The sequence below is a fragment of the Blastococcus sp. SYSU D00922 genome (genome assembly GCF_054050495.1).
Genome location: NZ_JBJGZL010000021.1, coordinates 1 through 17,806, shown reverse-complemented (window position 1 = coordinate 17,806; position 17,806 = coordinate 1). Strand labels below are relative to the sequence as shown.

Below are 17,806 nucleotides of genomic sequence, written 5' to 3'. Positions count from 1 at the left end.
CGGTCAGCTCGCGACGGGCTCCCGGCAGCCGCTCACCAGGGCCCGTGCCGCCGCCTCCAGTACGGCGACGACGTCCCGCCCGAAGACCACGTCGCACGGGTGCTGCCCGCCCGCGACCGCCGCGGCGGTCAGTTCGTCGACGGCGGTGCGGAAGGCCTCGACCGGGCTGTCGGTCTCGGGCAGCAGCACCAGCCGGCCGGCGTCGCCGTGCACGAAGAACTCGACGCCGGTCGACATGGGGGCGACGGTGTGCGACAGCGTGACGGTCGAGGCGACGCCGGATTCGTGCGTGAGCACCAGGTGCACGGTGTCGCGGACGCCCGCGCCCGCCTGGACGGAGACGACGGGGCCGAGGGCCGGCACCAGGAGCGACAGCGCGTGCGGGCCGATGTCCCAGAGGGCGCCGTGCTCCTGCCGCCAGGGCGAGGCGCCGAACGGGGACCCGGCGATCGAGGACAGCCAGGACCCGGCGCCACCCGCGAGCTCCGTGCGGGCGGCCTGGGTCAGCCAGGTCGAGGTCTGCGCCTGGAACCGGAAGGTGAAGAAGACGACCGACGCCACGCCGGCGTCGCGGACGGCGGCGACGACGCGGTCGGCGGCGGCGACGTCGAGGGCGATCGGCTTCTCCAGGAGGAGGTGCTTGCCGGCCGCCGCCGCCTGCTCGGCGAGCGGCGCCTGGACGTGCGGCGGGAGGGCGATGGCGACCGCCTCGACCTGCTGCAGCAGCTCGTCGACGTCGGAGAAGCCGGGGACGTCGAACTCGGCGCCCACCGCCTCGGCCTTCGCGAGGTCGCGGCCCCAGACGCCGACCAGCTCGGCGGTGGGGTGCTCGGCCAGCGCGGTCGCGTGGACCTCCTTGGCCCAGAAGCCGGTGCCGAGGACGCCGAACCGCATGGTCAGACCGCGCCGAACTGGCGGTCGCCGGCGTCGCCGAGCCCCGGGACGATGTAGGCCTTGTCGTTGAGCCCCTCGTCGACGCTGGCGGTGAAGACCCGCAGCGGCAGGCCGCTCTCCTCGAGCCGGCGGATGCCCTCGGGCGCGGCCAGCGCGCACAGGACCGTGATCGAGGTGGCGCCGCGTGCGGTGAGCAGACCGCAGCAGTGCACCAGCGAGCCGCCGGTGGCCAGCATCGGGTCGAGGACGAACACCTCGCGGTCGACCAGCGACTCCGGCAGCGAGGCCATGTACGCCTCGGGCTGGAACGTCTCCTCGTTGCGCGCGAGGCCGACGAAGCCCATCTGCGACTCGGGCAGCATCCCGTGCGCGGTGTCGGCCATGCCGAGGCCGGCGCGCAGCACCGGCACGATCAGCGGCGGCGAGGCCAGCCGGTAGCCGGTCGTGGAGGTGACCGGCGTCCGGATCGGCTCCTCGGCGATCGCCAGGTCGCGGGTGGCCTCGTAGACCAGCATCTGCGTGAGCTCGCGCAGGGCGGCGCGGAACATGGCGTTGTCCGTCCGCTCGTCACGCATCTTCGTCAGACGCGCACGGGCCAACGGGTGGTCGACGACGGTGAGCTGCACGCGGCACACCGTATCGGCAGGTCCCACGTGCGGAGCGTCGTCCCTGAGGCGGCCGTTCCGGCACCCCTCCGGCCGGTGGAGGGACGACCCTCCCGCTCCCGACGAGTGAGTGCGGCACCGGGGCTCGTTGCCCCTCGGGGGATGATGGCGGCATGACCCACCTGCTGGATCCCGACGCGCTGCCCGATGACGCGCGCGCGTTGATGGCGCCGCTCCCGCCGTACGACGACGTCACCCGCTCCGACTCGGCGTTCCGCGCCTTCCTGCACGGCCTGCCCGGCGTCGACCAGGTCGGCGCCGAGTCCCGCGTGGCCGTGCTCGGCACCCGTTCGATCAAGACCACGTCCAAGGCGTGGGCCATCGACACCGCCATCTCGATGGTCGACCTGACGACGCTCGAGGGCGCCGACACCCCCGGCAAGGTCCGCAGCCTGGCCGCCAAGGCCCGCCGCCCCGACCCGGGCGACCCGTCCTGCCCGCAGGTCGCGGCCGTCTGCGTCTACGGCGACCTCGCCGGCGTCGCCCGGGAGGCGCTCGGCGACAGCGGCATCCACGTCGCCGCCGTCGCCACCGCCTTCCCCAGCGGCCGCGCCTCCCGCGCCGTGAAGATCGCCGACGTGCGGGACGCCGTGGAGAACGGCGCCGACGAGATCGACATGGTCATCGACCGCGGCGCGTTCCTGGCCGGCCGCTACCTCGACGTCTACGAGGAGATCGTCGCCGTGAAGGAGGCGTGCGGGGACGCGCACCTCAAGGTCATCCTGGAGACCGGCGAGCTGGTCACCCTCGACAACGTCCGCCGCGCGAGCTGGATCGCCATGCTGGCCGGCGGCGACTTCATCAAGACCAGCACCGGCAAGGTCAACCCGGCCGCCACGCTGCCGGTCAGCCTCGTGATGCTGGAGGCGGTCCGGGACTTCCGCGCCGCGACCGGCCGCCAGGTCGGCTTCAAGCCCGCCGGCGGCATCCGGACGACCAAGGACGCCATCAAGCACCTCGTGCTGATCAACGAGACCGTCGGCGCCGACTGGCTCGACCCCGACTGGTTCCGCTTCGGCGCCTCCAGCCTGCTCAACGACCTGCTGCTGCAGCGCCAGAAGCTGCGCACCGGCCACTACTCCGGCCCCGACTACGTGACGGTGGACTGACCCCCCATGACCAGCAGCACCCGCGCACCCTTCGAGTACGCCCCCGCCCCCGAGTCGCGCTCGATCGTCGACATCGCGCCGTCCTACGGCCTCTTCATCGACGGCGAGTTCGTCGACGGCACCGGCGAGTCGTTCAAGAGCGTCAACCCGGCGACGGAGGAGGTCCTCACCGAGGTCTCCGCGGCGAGCGAGGCCGACGTCGACCGCGCCGTCGCCGCCGCCCGCCGGGCTTTCACCCGCGTCTGGGGCCCCATGCGCCCGGCCGACCGCGGCAAGTACCTGTTCCGCATCGCGCGGCTGCTGCAGGAGCGCGCCCGCGAGTTCGCCGTCCTCGAGTCGCTGGACAACGGCAAGCCGATCCGGGAGTCGCGCGACGTCGACGTCCCCCTGGCCGCCGCGCACTTCTTCTACCACGCGGGCTGGGCCGACAAGCTCGACCACGCGGGCCTCGGGCCGGCCCCGCGACCCCTCGGCGTCGCCGGCCAGGTCATCCCGTGGAACTTCCCGCTGCTCATGCTGGCGTGGAAGGTCGCGCCGGCGCTGGCCACCGGCAACACCGTCGTCCTCAAGCCGGCGGAGACCACCCCGCTGTCCGCCCTGCTGTTCGCCGAGGTCTGCCGCCAGGCCGACCTCCCGCCCGGCGTGGTCAACATCGTCACCGGCGCCGGCGACACCGGCCGCGCCGTGGTCGAGCACGACGACGTCGACAAGGTGGCGTTCACCGGCTCGACCGAGGTCGGCAAGCAGATCGCCCGCGCCGTCGCCGGTACCCGCAAGAAGCTCACCCTGGAGCTCGGCGGCAAGGCGGCCAACATCGTCTTCGACGACGCCCCCATCGACCAGGCGGTCGAGGGCATCGTCCAGGGCATCTTCTTCAACCAGGGCCACGTCTGCTGCGCGGGCTCCCGCCTGCTCGTGCAGGAGTCGATCCACGACGAGGTCATCGCGTCGCTGCAGCGCCGCATCGGCACGCTGCGCGTAGGCGACCCGCTGGACAAGAACACCGACATCGGCGCCATCAACTCCGCCGAGCAGCTCGCCCGCATCAAGGAGCTGTCCGACTACGGCGAGGCCGAGGGCGCCCAGCGGTGGCAGCCGGCGTGCGACCTGCCCGACCGCGGCTTCTGGTTCCCGCCGACGGTCTTCACGAACGTCTCCCCGGCGCACCGCATCGCCCGCGACGAGGTCTTCGGGCCGGTGCTCAGCGTCCTCACCTTCCGCACGCCCGACGAGGCGGTCGCAAAGGCGAACAACAGCACCTACGGGCTCTCGGCCGGCATCTGGACCGAGAAGGGCTCGCGGATCCTCAAGATCGCGAACCAGCTGCGGGCCGGCGTCGTGTGGGCCAACACGTTCAACAAGTTCGACCCGACGTCGCCGTTCGGCGGCTACAAGCAGTCCGGCTACGGCCGCGAGGGCGGCCGCCACGGCCTGGCCGCGTACCTGAAGGGGAACGACGCCTGATGAGCACCGACCGGCTGGCCGTCCGCAAGACCTACAAGCTCTACGTCAACGGCGCCTTCCCCCGCTCGGAGTCCGGGCGCACCTACGAGGTCACCGACGCCAAGGGCCACTTCCTCGCCAACGCGGCCCGGGCGTCGCGCAAGGACGCCCGCGACGCCGTCGTCGCCGCCCGCGGCGCCTTCGGCAAGTGGTCGGCGATGACCGCCTACAACCGCGGCCAGGTGCTCTACCGCGTGGCCGAGGTGATGGAGGGCCGGCACGTCCAGTTCTGCGAGGAGGTCGCGGCGGGCGAGGGGCTGTCCCAGTCGAAGGCCCGTGCCGCCGTGGACGCCGCCATCGACCGCTGGGTCTGGTACGCGGGCTGGACCGACAAGCTCGCCGCCGTCCTCGGCGGGGCCAACCCCGTGGCCGGCCCGTACTTCGACTTCTCCATGCCCGAGCCGACGGGCGTGGTCGCCGTCCTGGCGCCGCAGCAGTCCTCCCTGCTCGGGCTGGTCAGCGTGCTGGCCCCGGTCCTCGCCGGCGGCAACACCGCCGTCGTCGTGACGTCCGAGGAGCGCCCGCTGCCGGCCGTCACCCTCGCCGAGGTCCTGGCCACCAGCGACGTCCCGGGCGGCGTGGTGAACGTCCTGACCGGCGACGCCGACGAGCTGGGCCCCTGGCTCGCCGAGCACGCCGACGTCGACGCCATCGACCTCACCGGCGCCTCACCGCGGCGGGCCATGGAGTTCGAGCGCGAGGCCGCCGGGACGGTCAAGCGGGTCCTGCGTGCTCCGGCCCAGGAGCCGGACTGGACGGCCGACCCCGGCCTGTCCCGGATGACGCCGTTCCTCGAGACGAAGACCGTGTGGCACCCGATGGGGGTCTGACGCCCTGGCGGGCATGATCGCCGGATGCCGGAGATCACCGTCCGAGCGATGACCGACGTCGAGTTCGCCGAGTGGCAGGAGGCCCTCGCCGAGGCCTACGCCGACGAGCAGGTACGCAGCGGGAACTGGACCCCCGACGAGGCGCTGGACCGCGCTCGGGAGGGCAACGCCGCACTGCTCCCGCACGGCCTGGACACGCCCGGGATGCTGCTGCTCACAGGGGTGTCGGCCGACGGCGAGCCCGTGGGGCGCGTGTGGCTCTCGCTCGAGCACCCGCGCGGCACGGCGGACTGCGCCTTCCTCTACGACATCGAGGTCGCCGAGTCCCACCGGGGACTCGGGTACGGGCGGGCCCTCCTGACCGCCGCCGAGGACGCCGCCCGGTCGGGCGGGGTCTCCGCGCTGGAGCTGAACGTCTTCGGCACCAACGCGACCGCCATCGCGCTCTACGAGAGCGCCGGCTATGCCGTCGTCCAGCAGCAGATGCGCACCCGCCTGGTCTGACCGGCGGAGCGAGCGGAACCGGGAAGCGGGCTGCCAGGCGGACCTGGCAGGGTGTCCCCGTGGCCAGGCCCAGCATCGTCCCGATCGCACTCACCCTCGATGACCGCACCGGCTACACGCTGTGGGCTCCTCCGTGGGAGGAGGACGGAGAGGAGTGGCAGGCGTTCCTCGGCACCACCGAGGGCGACACCGCGAAGGTCCACCTCTTCCCGACCCCCGCCGCGCTGGCGGCGTACTGCCGCACCAGCACCGACCACGACCTCGCCGACCACCCGGTCTGGCCGGTCGTCGTCGGCCTCGACCCCGAGGACCTGACGCCCGACGACGACCACCGCTACGACCTCGACGGCGTCTACGACATCGCCGCCGAGAACCCCGACCGCTGGGCGGTCGAGGAGCTGGCGGCCACCGTCGACATCGTCACCCGGCTCGCCGACTGCCTGGACACCGCCGGCGACGAGGACGACGAGGACGACGACGAGACGCAGTTCGAGGCGGTCGCCGAGCTCGCCGCCAAGCCGGAGATCGGCTCCCTGGGCCTCGGCGTCGACGCCTTCGTCGGCCGCTCGGGCGAGGACGCCTGGATCGGCGTCGGCGGGGTGCTCGACGACCTGTGGGAGGACGTCGTCGCCGAGCTGGACGAGCACTTCGACTGGACCGGGGCCGGCTCGGCCACGCTCGACGACTACCCGGCGGCGTCCGAGGTGGAGGACGTCGACCCGGACGACGTCCGGGACGGCCGCGGGGATGACATGGTGATGGTCGACGACGACGAGCCCGCCGGCGCCACGCCGGTGAGCAGCATCGCCCGCGGAGGCCGGATCAACGCCTCCCCCGCCGAGGTCGCCGAGGCCGCGAAGTTCTGGGAGGCGGTCGGCATCCTGCCGGTGGAGATCGTCGTGCCCGACGGCGCCGGGGTGACCCTGCGCTGCTACGTGGACGACGTCGCCCGGTTCCTCGGCCGCGACGGCGAGGTGTTCCTCTTCGACACCCCCGAGCAGCTCGCGCGCTTCTGCAAGGGCAACGAGGAGCACGACCTGGCGGAGATCGCGTCGTGGCCGGAGGTCGCCGACACCGACGTGCGGCCGCTGCCCGCCGACCAGGACCGATACGACCTCACCGAGCTGACCGAGGTGCTCGCCGAGGTGGCCGACGGTGCCGCCGGGCTGGTCGACCACCAGGCGTTCGGCCAGCCGGTGGAGGGCGTGCGCGACCTCGCCGAGTACGCCGGCCTGAGCCGGGTGGAGGCCCTGCTGTCCCCCGCCGAGCCGCTCGGCCGCGCCGTGGCCCACGGCGAGAGCCACCCCACCGCACCGCTCCGCCAGGAGGACGCCGGCGAGCTGCGCCGGCAGTGGGACGAGGTCGTCGCCGAGATCAGCGGGGCACTCGTCTTCCGCGACTGAAGCACGAGATCTGCACACTCGTCCCCATCAGGCCCCTGAAGGGGACGAGTGTGCAGATCTCGTCCGTGAGAAAAGACAGAGCGGCCGGCCCCGGGAGATCCCGGGACCGGCCGCTGCGTCGTTCGGTGCTGAGCGTCAGCTGGAGTAGCGCGACGGGCGGCCGGGCCGCCCACCGGAGCGCTGCGAGCGCTCCCCCGAGCCGTACGAGCGCTCTCCGCCGGACCGCTCGCCGGCCGGCCGCGGCCGGTCGCCGAACGAACGACGCGGACCGCCACGGTGGCCGCCGGGGCGGTCGCCGTCACGACGCGGACGGCCGCCGGGGCCACCGCCGCCGCGGCGCATGTCGCGCTGCGTGCGCTCCTTCGGCTCGACCGCGACGCCGCTGGCGACGAGGTCGACGATCGCCTGGTCGCCGGGACGGATCCGGTCGACGCGCGGGTCGACCTTCGCCGTCCGGAAGCGGCGCTTGGCCTGGCCGACCTGGTCGGGCAGGAGCAGCGAGACGACCACGCCTGCGGCGCCGGCGCGGGCGGTGCGGCCCGAGCGGTGCAGGTAGGTCTTGGCATCCGTCGGCGGGTCGTAGTGCAGGACCAGCGAGACGTCGTCGACGTGGATGCCGCGCGCGGCGACGTCGGTGGCGACGAGCACCGGCGAGCGGGCGTCGGTGAACTCCTCGAGGGCCCGGCGGCGCGCCGACTGCGGCAGCCCGCCGTGGATGGCCTCGGCCTTGATGCCGGCGGCCTTCAGGTTCTCGGTGAGCCGGTCGACGCCGAGCTGGGTGCGGGCGAAGACGATCGTCCGGCCGGGGCGGCCGGCCAGCTCGGTGGCCACCTGCAGCTTGTCGCGGAAGGCGAGGCTGAACGCCAGGTGCTCGGCCGGCGGGGAGTCGTCACCGGCGCGCTTGACCTCGTGCCGGGCCGGGTCCTTGAGGTAGCGGCGCACGAGGGCGTCGACCTCGCCGTCCAGCGTCGCCGAGAACAGCAGCCGCTGGGCGTCGGGGACGGTCTGGTCGAGGAGCTCCTTGACGACCGGGAGGAAGCCCAGGTCGGCCATGAAGTCGGCCTCGTCGAGGACGGTGATGACGACCTCGGCGAGGGTGGCCTCGCCCTGGTTGATGAGGTCCTGGAGCCGGCCGGGGGTGGCGATGACGACATCGACACCGCGGCGCAGCTGCTGGACCTGGCGGTACATGGGCGCACCGCCGTACACGGTGGCCAGCTGCACGCCGGTCGCCTGACCCAGCGGGGCCAGGTTGTCGTGCACCTGCTGGGCGAGCTCGCGGGTCGGCACGAGGACCAGGCCGCGCGGGGCGCGGCGGCCCTGCTTGACCTCGGCGCCGATGCGGGCGAGGAGCGGCAGGCCGAAGGCGAGGGTCTTGCCCGAGCCGGTGGCGGCCTTGCCGAGCACGTCGCGGCCCGCGAGGGCGTCGGGGAGCGCGGAGGTCTGGATCGCGAACGGGCGGTGGATGCCGCGCCGCTCGAGGGCGGTGATCAGCTGCTGGGGCAGGCCCAGCTCGTGGAAGGTCGGGCCCGCGGGGGCCTCGACGGAAAGGTCTTCGGAAGTGGTCTGAACAGCGTTCGACTCGAACGAGACAGGGTGGACCAAGGTCATGCGGGGTGGGGCTCCGATACTGCTCGGAGCGCGTCCCGTGGAAGAGGAGGAGAGCCGGTCAGGTGCCGGCGTCCTCGCTTGGCGATCGCGAACGCCCAGGGAGGACGCGGGATCTGCACGGATGCGCTCGTGCCCAGACGTTCCGTCCGGGAGGATGACCGGCCTTGTGCCGGTGCACCCAGGTTAGCAGCGGGGATGGCCACGCGATTCCCGAGAAGGGGGTGGGCGCGGTCACCCCTGGAGGGCGGCGTACCCCGGCCGGACCAGCTGGTCGAGCAGCCGCTGCTTGTCCGCCTCGCTGATGAAGGCGGCGGCCAGGGCCCGCTCGGTGACGGTCCGGACGTCGTCCCACGACCAGCCGAAGGTGCCGGCGACCGCGGCCACCTCGCTGGTCACCGAGACCCCGCTCATCAGCCGGTTGTCGGTGTTCAGGGTGACGGCGAAGCCCAGCCGGTGGAGCCGGTCGACCGGGTGCTCGGCCAGCGACGGGTAGGCGCCGGTCTGCACGTTGGACGACGGCGCGACCTCGAGGACCACCTGCTCGTCGAGGACGCGCTGCGCCACGGGGCCGAGGGTGCCGTCGGCCGCCACCTCGTCGGCGATGCGGACGCCGTGGCCGAGCCGCTCCGCGTGCGCGCCGTCCAGCGCCGCCCGGATGCTGTCGATGCCGGCCGCCTCGCCGGCGTGGATCGTGCGGTGGGCGCGGGCGCCGTCCAGCACGCCGATCGCCGAGGGGATCCGGTCGGGCGGGAAGCCGATCTCCGGCCCGGCCAGGTCGAAGCCCACGACGCCGGCGTCCCGGAACCGGACGACGAGGCCGGCGACCTCGTCCCAGCGGTCGGCCTGGCGCATCGCGCAGAGCAGCGCGCCGACCCGGATCGGCGACCCCGCCTCGGTCGCCTCCCGGCTGCCGACGGCGAACCCGTCGACCATCGCCTCGACGACCTCCTCGATCGGCAGCCCCTGCGCGGTCGACAGCTCGGGGGCGAACCGCACCTCGGCGTAGACGACGCCGTCCGCGGCCAGGTCGAGGGCGCACTCGCGGGCGACCCGGTGGATCGCCTCCGGCTGCTGCATGACGCCGACGGTGTGGGCGAAGGTCTCCAGGTACTGCACCAGCGAGCCCGAGTCGGCCGCCTCCCGGAACCAGGCGCCCAGGGTCTCCGGGTCGGAGGCGGGCAGGCCGCGGTAGCCGAACTCGTCGGCCAGCTCCAGCACCGTCTGCGGGCGCAGACCGCCGTCCAGGTGGTCGTGGAGGAGGACCTTGGGGGCGCGGCGGATGTTCTCGGCGTTCAGCGCAGCAGGCACCGCGACATTGTCGTCCTCCCGGACGACACCGCAGCCAGGTGCCCCGTCCGACGCGCGGAGCCGTTGCGTCCCTCGGTCGCGGAGGCCTCCGGCCCCCACTCCTCGGGACCGGCCGCTAGGCCTTGTCCTGCCAGCGGAAGGTGGCCACGCAGAGCACGAGCCCGGCGGCACACCACAGCCCCAGCATGAGCGCGACCCGGCCCAGCTCCCACGAGCCGGCCGGCTCCTGCGCGGCCAGGAAGTCGGGCAGGAACACCGACCGCAGCCCCTGCGCCATCCACTTGAGCGGGAAGAACGACGCGATCGTCTGCATCCAGGTCGGCACCTGGCTGAACTGGAAGAAGACGCCGGAGATGAACTGCAGGACCAGCGCGATCGGGGTGACCATCGCCGACGCCGACCGGCCGTTCTTCGCCAGGCTGGAGACGGCGATGCCGAGCAGGGTGCACGCCGCCGAGCCGAGCACGGTGACCCACGCGAAGGTGAACCAGTCGCTGCCCGACGGCAGGTCGATGCCGTAGACGAGGACCCCGACCGCCAGCAGGATCGCCACGATCAGCACCGTGACGGCGAGGACCTGGACCACCTTGCCGACGAAGTAGGCGCTCTTCGGCATCGGCGTGCCCGCGAGGCCCTTGAGCGTCCCGTCGGAGCGCTCGGTGGCGATGCTGATCGCCATGTTCTGCAGGCTGGCGCCGAGGATGCCGGCCGCGATGATCCCGGCCATGAAGTACTGGGTGAAGGTGACGCCGCCGCCGATGTCGTAGTCGAGGACGGCCCCGAACACGACCAGCAGGATCACCGGGAACGCGAGGGTGAAGACCACCGACTCGCGCTGCCGGAAGAACTCCTTGAGCTCCACCGACGCACGGGTGCGGTAGACGGCGGCCAGCGACGGCAGCGCGACCTGCGAGCGGTTCTGGACGGTGGTCATGCCGGGTCCCCGATCATCCGCAGGTAGACGTCCTCGAGGGTCGGCCGGGCCACGGCCAGCTCCGGGACCTCGCCCGGGAACCGGCTCGCCAGGTCCCGGACGAACGCGGTCGGCGTCGCCGTGGCCTCGGTGCGCCGGACGCCGTCCTCGCTCCAGCTGACGACGGCGGGCGCGTTCTCCCGCCCGCCCAGGTGCGCCGGGACGGCGACCTCGACGAGCCGACCGCGCGCGATCACGCCGACGCGGTCGGCGAGCGCCTCGGCCTCGTCGAGGTAGTGGGTGGTGAGCAGCATCGTGGTGCCCAGGTCCCGCAGCGACCGGATCAGGGACCAGAACTGGCGGCGCGCCTCCGGGTCGAAGCCGGTGGTCGGCTCGTCGAGGAAGAGCAGGGTCGGCCGGCCCACGATGCCGAGGGCGACGTCGAGCCGGCGCCGCTGACCGCCGGACAGCGCACGCGCGCGGGACCGCGCCTTGTCCGTGAGCCCCACGAGCTCCAGCACCTCGTCGGCGTCGCGCGGGTCGGCGTAGTAGGACGCCTGGGCCTGCAGCAGCTCGCGGCAGGTGAGCTGGCTGTCGCCCGCGCCGGACTGCAGCACGATGCCCAGCTGCGCCTTCCACGCCCGCGACCGGTCTGCCGGGTCCTCCCCCAGCACCCGGACCTCGCCGGCGTCGCGCTCGCGGTAGCCCTCGCAGATCTCGACGGTCGTCGTCTTCCCCGCGCCGTTGGGACCGAGGAGGGCGAAGATCTCGCCGCGCCGGATGTCGAGGTCCAGCCCGTCGACGGCGGTGAAGTCGCCGTAGCGCTTCACCAGGCCGCGGATGGAGATGGCGGCGGCGGGATCGACCGGTCCGCCGTGCACGGCGGCCGCCGTCGTCGTGGGAGTGCTGGTCACGGGGAGACAGTGTCCCCCTCCGACCTGGGGATCCCGCGCCCAGGTGGCCGCGGGATCCCGCCTACGCCGTGATGCGGTCCAGGACGAGCGGCAGCGGCTGCTCGCCGGTGTCGACGCCGATGGCGCCCTCGAGCGCCTCCAGCGCGCGCGGGATGCGAGCGGCGTCGTCGGTCTGGAGCTCCAGCAGCGGCTGGCCGGCGGTCACCTGCTCCCCGACCCCGGCGGTCCAGACGACGCCCGCCGAAGCGGACACCGGGTCCTCCTTGCGGGCCCGTCCGGCACCGAGCCGCCAGGCGGCGACGCCGAGCGAGTACGCGTCCAGGCGGGTCAGGGTGCCGGTCGCCGGCGCGGTCACGACGTGGGTCTCGGCCGGCTTGGGCAGCGCCGCGTCCGGGTCGCCGCCCTGGGCGGCGATCATCCGCCGCCACACGTCCATCGCCCGGCCGTCGGCCAGCGCGTCGGCCGGGTCGACGTCCCCGCGGCCCGCACCGGCGAGCATCTCGCGGGCCAGCGCCAGGGTCAGCTCGACGACGTCGGCCGGTCCCCCACCGGCCAGCACCTCGACCGACTCGGCGACCTCCACCGCGTTGCCCGCGGCCCGGCCGAGCGGGCGGTCCATCGCCGTCACGAGCGCGACGGTGCGCACCCCCGCCGCCTCGCCGAGGCCGACCATCGTGCGGGCCAGCTCCCGGGAGGAGTCGGGGTCCTTCATGAACGCCCCCGAGCCGGTCTTCACGTCCAGCACCAGCGCGTCGGCGCCCTCGGCGATCTTCTTGCTCATGATCGAGCTGGCGATCAGCGGGATCGACTCCACCGTGCCGGTGACGTCGCGGAGCGCGTAGAGCTTCTTGTCCGCCGGCGCCAGGTCGTTGCCCGCCGCGCAGATGACCGCCCCCACCTCGCGCAGCTGCGCCAGGTAGGCCTCCTCGTGCACGTCGGCGCGCCAGCCGGGGATCGCCTCGAGCTTGTCCAGCGTGCCGCCGGTGTGGCCGAGCCCGCGGCCCGACAGCTGTGGCACCGCGACCCCGCAGGCGGCCACGAGCGGCGCCAGCGGCAGCGTGATCTTGTCGCCCACGCCGCCGGTGGAGTGCTTGTCGGCGGTGGGCCGGCCCAGCGAGGACAGGTCCTTGCGCTCGCCCGAGTCGATCATCGCCTGCGTCCACACGGCGAGCTCGTCCGGCGACATGCCCCGGAAGAACACCGCCATGAGCAGCGCGCTCATCTGCTCGTCCGGCACGGTGCCGTCGGTGTAGGCGCCGATGACCCACCGGATCTGCTCCGGCGTCAGCTGCCCGCCGTCCCGCTTGGTGCGGAGGACGTCGATCGCGTCCATCAGCCCTGACCCCGCTCCGCCGCCGCGACCAGGTCGTCGGGGCCGAACGCGTCGGGCAGCACCTCGCGCATGGGCACGATGCCGAGCGACACCGTCTCGATGAGCATGTCGGCGCCCCCGTGCTCCCACAGCAGCTGCCGGCAGCGCCCGCACGGCATCAGCGGCTGCCCGTCGCCGCCCACGCAGGCCACGGCCACGAGCCGGCCGCCGCCGGTGCGGGCCAGGTCGCTGACCATGCCGCACTCGGCGCACAGGCCCAGCCCGTACGAGGCGTTCTCCACGTTGCACCCGGTGACCACGCGGCCGTCGTCCACCAGGCCGGCGACGCCGACCGGGAACTTCGAGTACGGCGCGTACGCGTGCGTCATCGCCTCGCGGGCGGCCGCCCGCAGGGCGTCCCAGTCCGGCTCGGGACGGGTCACTAGTGCTCTCCTCGTCGGTAGACCAGGCCGTCGGCCTGGGGCATGCGCAATCGCTGGGAGGCCAGCGACAGGACGAGCAGCGTCGTCAGGTGCGGGGTGAACGACACGATCCCCGGCGGCAGTTCGTCGATCAGCAGGTAGAGGGTGAGCGAGAGGCCGGCGAAGGCGCCCGCGAGGACCGCCTGCACCAGCTTGCGGCGCGTCGCCTGCCAGATCGCCACGCCGGCGAGCAGGACCGCCACCAGCAGCAGGAGGGCCACGACGGCGGTGCGGCTGCGCAGCTGGAGCGCGTCGGCGAAGCCGAAGAGGCCCGCGCCGGCGGCCAGGCCGCCCGGCCGCCAGTTGCCGAAGATCAGCGCGGCGAGGCCGATGAAGCCACGCCCGTTGGTCTGGTTCTCGCGGTAGATGCCGGCGATGAAGACCAGGAAGACACCCCCCATGCCGGCCAGCGCACCGGAGATGACCACGGCGATGTACTTCATCCGGTAGACCGCGACGCCGAGGGAGTCGGCGGCCGCCGGGTTCTCGCCGCAGGCGCGCAGCCGCAGCCCGAAGGCCGTCCGCCAGAGCAGCAGGTAGGACGCCGGGACCAGCAGGACGGCGAGGATCGTCAGGACGCCGATGCCGCTGGTGAACCCGCGGAGCACGCCGGCCAGGTCGCTGACCAGGAACCAGTGCTGCCTCTCCAGGTCGCCGAGCAGGTCGGGGCCCGACGACAGCACGGGCAGCGACAGCCGCGGCGGGTCGCTGGAGAGCGCCGGCGACTGCGTGACGCCGCCGCCGGCGTCGTTGTCGGTGTAGAGCAGCTCGGAGAGGAACCGGGCGACACCGGCGGCGAGGATGTTGATGGCCACGCCGGAGACGACGTGGTCGACGCCGAAGGTGACGGTCGCGACCGCGTGCAGCAGCCCGCCGAGGGCGCCGAACAGGACGCCGCCGAGCAGCGCGGCGGCCCATCCCCACTGGTAGCCGGCCCAGCCGGCACCCCAGGTCCCGAGGATCATCATGCCCTCGAGGCCGATGTTGACCACGCCCGCGCGCTCGGAGAACAGGCCACCCAGGGCGGCCAGCCCGATCGGTACGGCCAGCAGCAGCGCGGCCGCCATCGTCGAGGACGACGTCAGCGCCTCCTCGCCGCTGATCGCGCGGACGACCGAGAACAGCACCAGGGCCGCGAGGGCCAGCCACAGCGCCCGGCGGACCGGCCCCCCGCCGGTGAGCAGGTCGGTGATCGGGCCGCGGCTGGGCCGGGTCCCGGGTGAGGTCACCACGGTGCTCATGCCTACGCCCCCTGCAGCTGGTCGAGATCGCGGGCGGGACCGGCAGGGCCACCCGGGGTCTGGTCGGGTCCGGTGCCGCCGTCACCGGCGACCGGGGCGGGCGCCTGGCCGCTGCCGCGCTCGGCCGACCGGCGGGCCACCCGCCGGGCGATCTCGTTCGCGACGACGACCGCGAGCACGATGGTGCCCTGGATGATCGTCACCACCGACGCCGGGAAGTCCGCGATCTGCAGCGGCACCAGCGAGCGGTCGAGGAAGCCGAACAGCAGGGCGGCGAAGGCGATGCCGAGCGGCCGGTTGCGGCCCAGCAGCGCGACGGCGATGCCGAGGAAGCCCAGACCGGCCGTGAAGTCGGTCGTGTACGAGTGCGTCGAGCCGAGCAGGTCGGGCAGGCCGATCAGGCCCGCGACCGCCCCCGAGAGCAGCATCGTCTTGATGACCATGCCGCGGGCGTCCACACCGCTGGCGCTGGCGGCCGACGGCGAGAGGCCGCTGATCTTGAGGTCGTAGCCGAAGCGCGTGCGGTTGAGCAGGATCGCGATGAAGACACCGACGACGATCGCGATCGGCAGGAAGCCGTAGAGCTGCCGCGGGGGGTTCGCCAGCCCGATCGCGCCGAAGATCGCGTTCAGCCCGCCGAGCTGCCCCGACTCGGGGATCTCGGCCGTGCTGATGATCGAGGCGCCCTCCTCGCTCCCCCGGAACGGCCCGGTGAGCAGGTAGGAGGCCAGCCCCAGCGCGATGAAGTTCAGCATGATCGAGCTGATGACCTCGCTGACGCCGCGGGTGACCTTGAGGACGGCGACGATGCCCGCCCAGATCGCCGCGACGAGGACGGCCACCACCACGATCAGCAGGATGTGCAGCGGACCCGGCAGGGCCACGGCCGCACCGACGGCCGCGGCGACGATCGTGGCCAGCCGGTACTGGCCCTCGACGCCGATGTTGAACAGGCCCATGCGGAAGGCGATCGCCACGGCGAGCCCGGCGAGGAACAGCGGGACGGCGCGGTTGAGGATGACCACGATCGCGGTCACCTGCTGGGCCGGTGTCTCGCCGAAGTCCAGCATGACCTGGAAGACCTCGAACGGGTTGACCTGCAGCGCCGCCATCACCGCCGAGGAGATGACCAGCGCGACGACGACGGCGAGGACCGGCGCGAACAGCGCCGTCCCGATGCGGCGGACGACGGTCATGCCGCACCCGCCGCGGTCCGGGCGCCGGTCATGTAGCCGCCGAGCTCTTCCGGCGTGACCTGCGCCGGGTCCACCGTGGCTACCAGCCGGCCGCGCAGCATCACCTGCAGGGTGTCGGAGAGGCCGATCAGCTCGTCGAGGTCGGCAGAGATCAGCAGGATCCCCATCCCTTCGGCTCGGGCGTCCTTGAGCAGCTCCCAGATCGCGGCCTGAGCCCCGATGTCCACGCCGCGGGTGGGGTGCGCGGCGATGAGCAGACGCGGGTTCGAGCTCATCTCGCGGCCGACGATGAGCTTCTGCTGGTTGCCGCCCGACAGCGCGACGGCGAGGGTGTCCGGGCCCGGGGCGCGGACGTCGTAGTCCTTCATGATCCGCTCGGTGTCGGCGCGGGCGGCCTTGCGGTCGATGAACGCGCCCTTGGCGGCCGGCGGCAGCGTCTGGTGGCCGAGGATCCGGTTCTCCCACAGCGGCGCCTCGAGCAGGATGCCCTGCCGGTGCCGGTCCTCCGGGATGAAGCCCAGGCCCGCCTCGCGCCGGGCGCGGGTGCTCCAGGTCGTGATGTCCTCCAGGCCGACCGTGCCGCCGTCGCCCTTCGTGCCGCCGTCGAGGTGGACCGAGCCGGTCACCGGCGGTCGCAGGCCCATGATCGCGTCGACGAGCTCGGCCTGCCCGTTGCCCTCGACGCCGGCGATCCCCACGACCTCGCCGGCGCGGACGGTCAGGTCCACGTCGTCGATGACCGCCCGGCCCTCCGGGGTGTGGACCGTGAGCCCGCGCAGGACGAGCACCGGCTCGTCGCGCACGGTGGAGCTGCGGGTCTCCGGCGAGGGCAGCTCGGAGCCGACCATCATCTCCGCCAGCTGCTTGACCGTCGTCGTCCTCGGGTCGGCCTCGCCGACGGTGGTGCCGCGCCGGATGACGGTGATCGCGTTGGCGACCCGGCGCACCTCGTCGAGCTTGTGCGAGATGAACAGGACCGTGAGGCCCTCGCGGGTGAGCTCGGCGAGGTTGCCGAAGAGCTCGTCGACCTCGTGCGGGACCAGCACCGCGGTCGGCTCGTCGAGGATCAGGATGCGGGCGTCGCGGTAGAGCACCTTGGCGATCTCGACCCGCTGCCGCGCGCCCACGCCGAGGTTCTCGACCAGCTCGTCGGGGTCGAGGCCCAGCGCGTAGCGGTCCGAGATCTCCCGGATGCGGCGGCGGGCCTCCGCGCGGTCGAGGCGGACGCCCTTGGTCGGCTCGCTGCCCAGGACGATGTTCTCGAGGACGGTGAAGTTGTCGGCCAGCATGAAGTGCTGGTGCACCATGCCGATGCCGGCGGCGATCGCGTCGGCCGGACTGCGGAAGGACACCTCGCGTCCGTCGACGACGATCTGGCCCTCGTCGGGCCGGTGCTCGCCGTACAGCGTCTTCATCAGCGTCGACTTGCCCGCGCCGTTCTCGCCGACGATCGCGTGCACCTCGCCGCGGCGGACCCGCAGCTCGATGTCGCGGTTGGCGACGACGCCGGGGAAGCGCTTGGTGATGCCGTGCAGCTCCACGGCGTACGCGTCCTGACCGGCGCGCGCGGCCGGGGGCGGGCTGCCGCCGGTCACTCCTGTTGCGGCCATGTTGGGCCCCTCCCTCGGATGCGGCCACGGGTGCGCGGCGCACGTGTGCTCGTGCGCGCCGCAACGGGGTCGGCCGCCGCGGCGCTGCGGTTCGGGCTGGCCGCATGATGTCGCACCTCGTCGTCCCGGCGGGAGACCGGGGGCCGGTGCGGGGCGTGCGGTGCGCCCGGATCGCGACGGCGGGCCCGGGCTGCGCGCCGCTGGTCGCGGTGCGCCCGGACCCGCCCTCGGGGGTCGAACGGCGGGGGGGGGGGGGGGGGGGGGGGGGGGGGCGGGGGGGGGGGGGGGGGGGGGGGGGGGTTGGGCTGTAT

General features: G+C 73.6%; 16 protein-coding genes. 5 read left to right on the top strand and 11 right to left on the bottom strand.

Annotated elements, in window-relative coordinates:
* Positions 1–3 precede the first annotated feature (3 nt).
* Both ACI78T_RS19930 and upp read right to left on the bottom strand, forming a co-directional pair.
* The gene (locus tag ACI78T_RS19930) at positions 4–894 is read right to left on the bottom strand and encodes a Gfo/Idh/MocA family protein (RefSeq protein ID WP_456559871.1); all 891 of its coding nucleotides are present in this window, start codon (positions 892–894) and stop codon (positions 4–6) included.
* A gap of 2 nt (positions 895–896) precedes the next feature.
* Positions 897–1,520 (bottom strand): uracil phosphoribosyltransferase, encoded by a 624-nt coding sequence (upp, locus tag ACI78T_RS19925; protein WP_456559870.1) that lies wholly within the window; start codon positions 1,518–1,520, stop codon positions 897–899.
* Between the two features lie 152 nt (positions 1,521–1,672).
* On the opposite strand from upp, the gene deoC reads away from it, so the two are divergent.
* From deoC to ACI78T_RS19900, 5 genes are read left to right on the top strand one after another with little or no spacing between them, the layout of a single operon-like run.
* Positions 1,673–2,668 (top strand): deoxyribose-phosphate aldolase, encoded by a 996-nt coding sequence (gene deoC, locus ACI78T_RS19920; protein ID WP_456559869.1) that lies wholly within the window; start codon positions 1,673–1,675, stop codon positions 2,666–2,668.
* Positions 2,669–2,674: 6 nt separating this feature from the next.
* The gene (locus ACI78T_RS19915) at positions 2,675–4,132 is read left to right on the top strand and encodes an aldehyde dehydrogenase family protein (RefSeq protein ID WP_456559868.1); all 1,458 of its coding nucleotides are present in this window, start codon (positions 2,675–2,677) and stop codon (positions 4,130–4,132) included.
* On the top strand, positions 4,132–5,001 hold the full coding sequence (locus ACI78T_RS19910; protein WP_456559867.1) for an aldehyde dehydrogenase family protein: 870 nt from the start codon (positions 4,132–4,134) through the stop codon (positions 4,999–5,001). The genes ACI78T_RS19915 and ACI78T_RS19910 overlap by 1 nt, the downstream gene beginning before the upstream one ends.
* A gap of 48 nt (positions 5,002–5,049) precedes the next feature.
* A complete protein-coding gene (locus ACI78T_RS19905) occupies positions 5,050–5,505 on the top strand; it encodes a GNAT family N-acetyltransferase (RefSeq protein ID WP_456559866.1) in 456 nt (151 codons plus the stop codon).
* 59 nt (positions 5,506–5,564) lie between these two features.
* Entirely contained in the window at positions 5,565–6,908 is a 1,344-nt protein-coding gene (locus ACI78T_RS19900; protein ID WP_456559865.1) for a hypothetical protein, read from the top strand.
* Between the two features lie 135 nt (positions 6,909–7,043).
* On the opposite strand, the gene ACI78T_RS19895 is transcribed toward ACI78T_RS19900, so the two are convergent.
* The 9 genes from ACI78T_RS19895 to ACI78T_RS19855 form a co-directional block, all read right to left on the bottom strand.
* Positions 7,044–8,519, bottom strand: coding sequence for a DEAD/DEAH box helicase (locus ACI78T_RS19895; RefSeq protein ID WP_456559864.1), 1,476 nt, complete (start codon positions 8,517–8,519; stop codon positions 7,044–7,046).
* Between the two features lie 231 nt (positions 8,520–8,750).
* Positions 8,751–9,827: an adenosine deaminase gene (locus ACI78T_RS19890; RefSeq protein ID WP_456559863.1), complete on the bottom strand. Its 1,077-nt coding sequence runs from the start codon at positions 9,825–9,827 to the stop codon at positions 8,751–8,753.
* A gap of 115 nt (positions 9,828–9,942) precedes the next feature.
* Complete coding sequence (locus tag ACI78T_RS19885) at positions 9,943–10,761, bottom strand: ABC transporter permease (RefSeq protein ID WP_456559862.1); 819 nt, start codon at positions 10,759–10,761, stop codon at positions 9,943–9,945.
* Entirely contained in the window at positions 10,758–11,654 is an 897-nt protein-coding gene (locus ACI78T_RS19880) for an ABC transporter ATP-binding protein (RefSeq protein WP_456559861.1), read from the bottom strand. Before ACI78T_RS19880 ends, ACI78T_RS19885 begins: the two co-directional genes overlap by 4 nt.
* A gap of 61 nt (positions 11,655–11,715) precedes the next feature.
* Positions 11,716–12,987 carry a thymidine phosphorylase gene (locus tag ACI78T_RS19875; RefSeq protein WP_456559860.1) on the bottom strand — a complete coding sequence of 424 codons (1,272 nt, stop codon included), beginning with the start codon at positions 12,985–12,987 and terminating at the stop codon, positions 11,716–11,718.
* Positions 12,987–13,409: a cytidine deaminase gene (locus ACI78T_RS19870; protein WP_456559859.1), complete on the bottom strand. Its 423-nt coding sequence runs from the start codon at positions 13,407–13,409 to the stop codon at positions 12,987–12,989. Before ACI78T_RS19870 ends, ACI78T_RS19875 begins: the two co-directional genes overlap by 1 nt.
* Positions 13,409–14,689 (bottom strand): ABC transporter permease, encoded by a 1,281-nt coding sequence (locus ACI78T_RS19865; RefSeq protein ID WP_456559858.1) that lies wholly within the window; start codon positions 14,687–14,689, stop codon positions 13,409–13,411. The genes ACI78T_RS19870 and ACI78T_RS19865 overlap by 1 nt, the downstream gene beginning before the upstream one ends.
* 2 nt (positions 14,690–14,691) lie before the next feature.
* Positions 14,692–15,885, bottom strand: coding sequence for an ABC transporter permease (locus tag ACI78T_RS19860; RefSeq protein ID WP_456559857.1), 1,194 nt, complete (start codon positions 15,883–15,885; stop codon positions 14,692–14,694).
* Positions 15,882–17,495: an ABC transporter ATP-binding protein gene (locus ACI78T_RS19855; RefSeq protein WP_456559856.1), complete on the bottom strand. Its 1,614-nt coding sequence runs from the start codon at positions 17,493–17,495 to the stop codon at positions 15,882–15,884. The genes ACI78T_RS19860 and ACI78T_RS19855 overlap by 4 nt, the downstream gene beginning before the upstream one ends.
* Between the last annotated feature and the right edge of the window lie 311 nt (positions 17,496–17,806).

Excerpts from the sequence above, each read along its gene's own strand:
- ACI78T_RS19930 (WP_456559871.1), bottom strand. The coding sequence starts at position 894 with ATGCGGTTCGGCGTCCTCGGCACCGGCTTCTGGGCCAAGGAGGTCCAC.
- ACI78T_RS19895 (WP_456559864.1), bottom strand. The coding sequence starts at position 8,519 with ATGACCTTGGTCCACCCTGTCTCGTTCGAGTCGAACGCTGTTCAGACC.
- deoC (WP_456559869.1), top strand. The coding sequence starts at position 1,673 with ATGACCCACCTGCTGGATCCCGACGCGCTGCCCGATGACGCGCGCGCG.
- ACI78T_RS19915 (WP_456559868.1), top strand. The coding sequence starts at position 2,675 with ATGACCAGCAGCACCCGCGCACCCTTCGAGTACGCCCCCGCCCCCGAG.
- ACI78T_RS19910 (WP_456559867.1), top strand. The coding sequence starts at position 4,132 with ATGAGCACCGACCGGCTGGCCGTCCGCAAGACCTACAAGCTCTACGTC.
- ACI78T_RS19860 (WP_456559857.1), bottom strand. The coding sequence starts at position 15,885 with ATGACCGTCGTCCGCCGCATCGGGACGGCGCTGTTCGCGCCGGTCCTC.
- ACI78T_RS19885 (WP_456559862.1), bottom strand. The coding sequence starts at position 10,761 with ATGACCACCGTCCAGAACCGCTCGCAGGTCGCGCTGCCGTCGCTGGCC.
- ACI78T_RS19865 (WP_456559858.1), bottom strand. The coding sequence starts at position 14,689 with ATGAGCACCGTGGTGACCTCACCCGGGACCCGGCCCAGCCGCGGCCCG.
- ACI78T_RS19875 (WP_456559860.1), bottom strand. The coding sequence starts at position 12,987 with ATGGACGCGATCGACGTCCTCCGCACCAAGCGGGACGGCGGGCAGCTG.
- ACI78T_RS19905 (WP_456559866.1), top strand. The coding sequence starts at position 5,050 with ATGACCGACGTCGAGTTCGCCGAGTGGCAGGAGGCCCTCGCCGAGGCC.
- ACI78T_RS19855 (WP_456559856.1), bottom strand. The coding sequence starts at position 17,495 with ATGGCCGCAACAGGAGTGACCGGCGGCAGCCCGCCCCCGGCCGCGCGC.